Source organism: Amycolatopsis sp. NPDC003676, from assembly GCF_053587275.1.
Genome location: NZ_JBSFNS010000213.1, coordinates 1 through 5285, shown reverse-complemented (window position 1 = coordinate 5285; position 5285 = coordinate 1). Strand labels below are relative to the sequence as shown.

At 69.0% G+C, this 5285-nt stretch carries 5 protein-coding genes; all 5 read left to right on the top strand.

The genetic code is table 11. The annotated features are described in order from the left end of the window. The first annotated feature begins 628 nt into the window (after nucleotides 1-628). The 5 genes from ACWDNU_RS44745 (at nucleotide 629) to ACWDNU_RS44725 (ending at nucleotide 5060) form a co-directional block, all read left to right on the top strand. Nucleotides 629-1030 (top strand): YciI family protein, encoded by a 402-nt coding sequence (locus ACWDNU_RS44745; RefSeq protein WP_449673321.1) that lies wholly within the window; start codon nucleotides 629-631, stop codon nucleotides 1028-1030. Nucleotides 1031-1075: 45 nt separating this feature from the next. After that, on the top strand, nucleotides 1076-2296 hold the full coding sequence (locus ACWDNU_RS44740) for an RNA polymerase sigma factor (protein WP_449673320.1): 1221 nt from the start codon (nucleotides 1076-1078) through the stop codon (nucleotides 2294-2296). Next, entirely contained in the window at nucleotides 2289-3407 is a 1119-nt protein-coding gene (locus ACWDNU_RS44735; RefSeq protein ID WP_449673319.1) for an epoxide hydrolase family protein, read from the top strand. Before ACWDNU_RS44740 ends, ACWDNU_RS44735 begins: the two co-directional genes overlap by 8 nt. Before the next feature lie 67 nt (nucleotides 3408-3474). Continuing rightward, nucleotides 3475-4299 carry an alpha/beta fold hydrolase gene (locus ACWDNU_RS44730; protein WP_449673318.1) on the top strand — a complete coding sequence of 275 codons (825 nt, stop codon included), beginning with the start codon at nucleotides 3475-3477 and terminating at the stop codon, nucleotides 4297-4299. A gap of 8 nt (nucleotides 4300-4307) precedes the next feature. After that, nucleotides 4308-5060, top strand: a complete 753-nt coding sequence (locus ACWDNU_RS44725; protein ID WP_449673317.1) for an SDR family oxidoreductase — start codon at nucleotides 4308-4310, stop codon at nucleotides 5058-5060. Nucleotides 5061-5285: the final 225 nt, after the last annotated feature.

Below are 5285 nucleotides of genomic sequence, written 5' to 3'. Positions count from 1 at the left end.
GCAGTTTGTGGTGGGACACCCACTCAATCACCCTAGAGGCGAGAGCTTGGTTCGTGTCCCGGCGGCCACCCGGTTTCCCTGGCGACTTGGAGAACATTACACGGCCCGAAACGGCCCGAAACAGGGGGGTCCCTTAATACGATCTTCGCAGGTCAACCGGCCGAATAGCCCCGCAGCGGCCGATCTGGCGGGGCACCGGGCCCCGAGTCGGCGGACCCGAGCCAGGCGAATGCGGTGGCTTATCGGCTCGCGGATGCCGCGATCCGGAAGAACGGGCGGCGCGTTATCGGCGAATAGCGAGAGCGAGTGGTCCCCTCGCTCCCCAATACGGACCGGCCGAAGCATCGAGAGCGGCGGGGCACGCACCGCAGCGGTCGGACTTTGGCCGAGTGCGGCGTCGAGAAGGGGCCAACAGCGGGTCGGTTCGGCGGAGAGGAGCAGGGACCACATCGGCAGCGAGCGCGTTCCGCCGGGTGCACCATGAGCGCCAAACCAACCAGCGAGTGACCCGGGTCACGAGAACAGGTGCCGAGGCGATGTCCGGTCCCGGGCAGGCAGCTTCGTTCTTTCCCCGACTGGCCGCCCGGAGCCGGTCGCGAAAGCAGACCCGAGCGAGAGGGAGCACCCGATGAAGTACCTGATCCTGGCGTACGGCAACCAGCAGGACTACGACCACCTCGGCGGCAAGGACGGTGCCGCGCCCCCGGCCACTCCGGCGGAACTGAAGGCGATCGAGGAGTTCCTCGCCGGGTACACCGGGGCGCTGGCCGAATCGGGCGAACTGGTCGAGACGCAGGGGCTCACCGCTCCCGTGCTGGCCCGCCGCCTCGATCTGCGGGACGGGGTTCCGGTCGTCACCGACGGGCCGTTCGGCGAGACCGAGGAGGTCATCGCCGGGTACTGGATGGTCGACTGCGCCAGTTTCGACCGGGCGACCGACATCGCGGCCGGGCTGCTCAAGGCGCCGGGCCGGTTGTCCGAGGCCGGAGTGGTGGTCCGGCCGGTGATGGGAGCCGAGAACGAACTCTGACCCGGCAACTCAGCCAGGCGGAACCGACAGACCAAGGCGGCAGAGATGACCGACGAATCCGGGGCCACGGTCAACGACACCTTGCGCACCCTCGCCCCGCAGGTGCTGGGCGCGCTGGTCCGCCGCTACGGGCGGTTCGACCCGGCCGAGGACGCCGTCCAGGAAGCCCTGCTCAAAGCTTCCCAGCAGTGGCCGGAGTCGGGGATCCCCGAGCGCCCATTCGGCTGGCTGCTGCAGGTCGCGAGCCGAAAGCTCATCGACCTGCTCCGGGCGGAACAGGCAAGGCGGGAACGCGAGGTCAGGGCAGCCCGGGAGGAGGTCGGCGAACACCAAGGCGACGCCGACGACACGTTGATCCTGCTCCTGCTTTGCTGCCATCCGGCGCTCACGGCAGCGTCGCAGATCGCCCTCACGCTAAGGGCCGTCGGCGGGCTCACCACGGCAGAGATCGCGCGCGCGTTCCTCACCTCCGAGGACTCGATGACCCGCCGGATTACCCGGGCCAAGCGGACCATCCAGGACAGCGGCGTCCCGTTCCGCATGCCGCCGCCGGAGGCTCAGCGCGAGCGACTCGACGCGGTCCTGCATGTCCTCTACCTGATTTTCACCGAGGGCTACTCGGCGACGTCAGGACCGGATCTGCACCGCAGCGACCTGGCCGCGGAGGCGATCCGGCTGGCGGAAATGACCGCCGCGCTGCTGCCCGACGACAGCGAAGCCGCAGGCCTGCTCGCCTTGATGCTGCTGACCGACGCCCGGTCCCCAGCGCGGGTCACCGACCAGGGCGAGCTGGTTCCGCTGCACGAGCAGGACCGGACACGGTGGAAGGCCGACTCGATCCGGCGCGGGGTGGAGCTGGTGACGGCGGCGTTGCCGCGCGGGCCGGTCGGGCCGTACCAGCTGCAGGCGGCGATCGCGGCGGTCCACGACGAGGCGCCCGCCGCGGAGGAGACCGACTGGCGGCAGATCGTCGGGCTTTACCGGCTTCTGCTCGAGGTTTCGGCGAGTCCGGTCGCGAAGGTGAGCCACGCCGTCGCGGTCGGGATGGCGGACGGGCCGGCGGCGGGGCTCGAACTGCTCGCCGCGCTCGACAACCGCGACCGGCGGTTTTACGCGGCGCGGGCGCATCTTCTGGAAAAGGCGGGCGACCGCGAAGCGGCCCGGAGCGCATACCTGCGCGCGGCCGAGCTCGCCACCAACATCCGCCAGGTGCGGTATCTCAATGCCCGCGCCCGGCGGCTTTCTGAAGGAGCTGGACATGACTGACGAGATCCGGCCGTATCGGCTCGAGATCCCGGAAGCGGACCTGGTCGATCTGCGAGAGCGGCTCGATCGGACGAGGTGGGCGCCCGAGCCGGCCGGCGGTGACCAGGGGTACGGCGTCAGCGTCGGCCGGGTGCGCGAGCTGGCCGAGCACTGGCGGCATCATTACGACTGGCGGGCCTGGGAGCGGCGGTTCACCGAGTATCCGCAGTTCACGACGACGATCGACGGCAGCAACGTCCACTTCCTGCACGCCCGTTCCCCGGAGCCGGACGCGATCCCGTTGATCCTCAGCCACGGCTGGCCCGGGTCGGCGGCGGAGTATCTGGCCGCGGTCGGGCCGTTGAGCGACCCTCGCGCGCACGGGCTTGACCCGTCGATCGCGTTCGACGTCGTGCTCCCGTCGTTGCCCGGGTTCGGGTTCTCCGGTCCGACGGCCGACACCGGCTGGGGCCCGCAGCGGATCGCGCGGGCCTGGGCGGAGCTGATGCGCCGACTCGGCTACGAGCGCTACGGGGCCGCGGGCAACGACTGGGGTTCGGGGATCGCGCCGGAGGTCGGTCGCGTCGCACCGGAGCAGGTGATCGGCGCACACGTGACGCAGACCTGGGATCCGCCGCCCGACGACGATCCACAGTGGATTGCCAATCTGTCCGAAAAGGACAAAGCCGCCTGGGACGCGTTCCACCACTACTTCACCCACGAAGCTTCCTACGGCGTCGTCCAGGCGCAACAGCCACAGACTCTCGCGCACGCGTTGTCCGACTCCCCCGTCGGCCTGCTCGGCTGGAACGCGCAGGCGATGCACGACCACGGTCTCGACGCCGACGGGATCCTCACCCACGTCACGATCCACTGGCTGACCGGCACCGCGGGTTCCGCGATCCGGATCTACGCCGAGCAAGACCGGGAGACGCCCGCCGAGGGCCGCAACCCGGTGCCGCTCGGGGTCGCGCAGTTCCCCGGCGACCTGCCGTCGATCCGGGTGTTCACCGAGCATCACCGGAACCTGGTGTCGTGGAACGAGTACGACCGCGGCGGCCATTACGCGGCGCAGGAGGTGCCGGAGCTGTGGGCAGCCGACGTCCGGCAGTTCTTCGCGAAGCTGCGCTAGAAAAACATTGCTCCGACTACATTGCGCCGTATTGCACTGAGAAATCGCCCCGATTAGCGTCGGGGACATGCAGACAGTCCTTCTCCCCTCCGGCGCCCGGATCGCCTACGACGACCTGGGTCCGCAGCCGAAGATCCCGGTCCTTCTCGTGCACGGGCACCCGTTCGACCGGTCCATGTGGGGTCCGCAGGCTGAGCACCTGGCACGGAACGGACACCGCGTCGTGGTGCCTGACCTGCGGGGATACGGGGAAAGCACCGGTCCGGCGGTCAGCGGGCTCAACGACTTCGCCGAGGATCTGATCGGGCTGGCTGACCACCTGGGACTCGACCGGTTCGCGCTGGGCGGGCTGTCGATGGGCGGGCAGATCGTGATGCAGACCGTCCGGGATTACCCCGGGCGGATCGCCGCGCTGCTGCTCGCCGACACGTTCGCTGAGCCCGAGACCGCCGAAGGAAAGGTGGCCCGCAACCAGGCCGCGGACCGGGTGCTGGCGGAAGGCATGACCGCGTACGCCGACGAACTGCTGCCGAAGATGGTGTCGCCGAGCACCTTCCACGAGAACCCAGAAGTGACCGGACACGTCCAAAAGATGATGCGCGACGCACCAGCACCAGGCGCGGCAGCAGCACTCCGAGCACGGGCGAAACGACCGGACTACCGCGATTCCCTCAAGCAGGTCAGCGTGCCGACGCTCGTCGCAGTGGGCAGCGAAGACGAGTTCACCCCGGTCTCCGACGCACAACTGCTGCACCAGCTCGTACCCGGCTCGGAGCTGGTGGTGCTCGACGGCGCGGGACACCTGCCTAACCTGGAACGCGCGGCCGAGTTCAACGACGTGTTCGGCCGCTTCCTGGACCAGGTCCGGCCGGACCACGCAGAAGAACGGTGACGCACTCCATGAAGACCGTATTGGTGACCGGCGCGAGCGCCGGATTCGGCGCCGCGATCACGCGCCGGTTCGTAACGGAAGGCGCGCGGGTCGTCGCCGCGGCCCGCAGCGGCGACCGGCTGAAGACCCTCGCGGACGAACTCGGCGACGCGGTTTACCCGCTGGTGCTGGACGTCCGTGATGCGGACGCAGTCGCAGGCGTCGTCGCAGGGCTGCCCGAGGAGTGGGCGAAGATCGACATCCTGGTCAACAACGCCGGCCTGGCGAAGGGCCTAGAGCCAGCGCACGAGGCGAACCTGGACGACTGGGACCAGATGATCGAAACCAACGTGACCGGCCTCGTCCACCTGACCCGCGCGGTACTGCCCGGCATGGTCGAACGCGGCACCGGCCACGTCATCAACATCGGCTCCGTCGCAGGCAGCTACGCCTACCCCGGCGCGAACGTCTACGGCGCCACCAAGGCGTTCGTCCACCAGTTCAGCCTCAACCTGCGCTCCGACCTGCGCGGCACCGGAGTCCGCGTAACAAACGTCGAGCCAGGCCTGGTCGGCGGCACAGAATTCTCCACCGTCCGCTTCGGCGGCGACGAGAACAAGGCAGCCAACGTCTACGCCGGAACCACCCCCCTGACCGCAGACGACGTCGCCGAGTCGGTGTACTGGGCCAGCTCCCAGCCAAAACACGTGAACATCAACGTCATCGAACTGATGCCGGTGGTGCAGACCTTCTCCGCCCTGAACATCGACCGCGAGTCCTGAGCCCGACGTACGTGAGGGGAACCCTCATTGACTCTGATTCCCTCAGGGTTCCCCTCACGACCTTCCGCGAACCGCAACCGACGCACCCAACGATCGAGGCACCCACACCCCCCGCACCCCGATCCAAAGCCGCCGTCACCGGACCACCCGGCCCGGCATAAGGCCCACTAGAAGCCCCACCAGGCACCGTCACCGGCGCGGCGCTGCTCGCATGCGTGCTGTCGT

Bases quoted from the DNA above. Each gene is read 5' to 3' on its own strand.
- ACWDNU_RS44730 (WP_449673318.1), top strand. From the start codon at position 3,475: ATGCAGACAGTCCTTCTCCCCTCCGGCGCCCGGATCGCCTACGACGAC.
- ACWDNU_RS44740 (WP_449673320.1), top strand. From the start codon at position 1,076: ATGACCGACGAATCCGGGGCCACGGTCAACGACACCTTGCGCACCCTC.
- ACWDNU_RS44735 (WP_449673319.1), top strand. From the start codon at position 2,289: ATGACTGACGAGATCCGGCCGTATCGGCTCGAGATCCCGGAAGCGGAC.
- ACWDNU_RS44745 (WP_449673321.1), top strand. From the start codon at position 629: ATGAAGTACCTGATCCTGGCGTACGGCAACCAGCAGGACTACGACCAC.
- ACWDNU_RS44725 (WP_449673317.1), top strand. From the start codon at position 4,308: ATGAAGACCGTATTGGTGACCGGCGCGAGCGCCGGATTCGGCGCCGCG.